This window comes from Oleiphilus sp. HI0061, assembly GCF_001635675.1.
Genome location: NZ_LWFE01000274.1, coordinates 1 through 849, shown reverse-complemented (window position 1 = coordinate 849; position 849 = coordinate 1). Strand labels below are relative to the sequence as shown.

General features: G+C 43.2%; 1 protein-coding gene and 1 pseudogene. Both read right to left on the bottom strand.

Annotated elements, in window-relative coordinates; translation table 11 throughout:
• A pseudogene (locus A3735_RS03555) lies at positions 1 to 205 on the bottom strand (riboflavin synthase); the annotation flags it as partial.
• A 105-nt stretch (positions 206 to 310) separates the two neighbouring features.
• A partial coding sequence (locus A3735_RS03550; RefSeq protein WP_156499378.1) for a GGDEF domain-containing protein occupies positions 311 to 849 on the bottom strand: 539 nt, incomplete at its 5' end.

The following is an 849-nucleotide window of genomic DNA, read 5'->3' as shown; positions in this document are numbered from 1 at the left end:
TCTCGAGCATTACGTCGAAGTTCGCCCAGTTTTGCTCAAGATCAAAGGCGGTAGCGGTCAGACAAGTGCCGTTAATTGCAATACTTGCGCCTTTACTTATGTTTTTCAATGCGCCATCAGGAAAACCTATTTTTAATGTTTTTAGATTGTCTGTACCTGAAATTTCAAGAATGCTTGCTTTACCTTGAACGATGCCTGTGAACATAATTCCTTAAACTCTCATTTTAATATGGCTAGTGTTTGTGAGGAGGCGTTTGTCGAATTAGTGCGAGAGTGTTTCAGTGAGTGGCCACGATAAAGTGGCACTGTATTACTCGAAATAGCATTTCTGGCCTATTACTCGATCGCGCCCAGCTTCCTTTGCTTTATACAGGCATTGATCGGCAATATCCAATAGTTTAATCGCGTGCTTGATTGTGTCTGTAGTAGGGGTGGCGTTGGATACACCAATGCTCACAGTTAAAAAGGTTGAAATGCCCGAATCCAAAAACTCGTTTTCTTTGAACTGCTCACGTATGCGCTCGGCAAGTCGCATAGCACCGTCTAATGTCGTATTGGGTAGAAGCACTGCTATTTCTTCACCGCCATAGCGTGCGACGGTATCCGAAGGTCGATGGATAACTGCTTTTATCAGCTCGGCAGAGCGAGTTAGACAGTAGTCACCATACAAATGTCCGTATTTATCATTAAGGACCTTAAAGTGATCTATATCGATCATAATAACTGAAAAGCTGAGGCTGTCCCTCGCAGCACGGTGAATTTCTTTCTTAAAGGTCTTATCGAAATAGTAGCGATTCTTTAGACTAGTAAGGCCGTCAGTTACGCTTAGTACTAAGCGTAACTGACGGC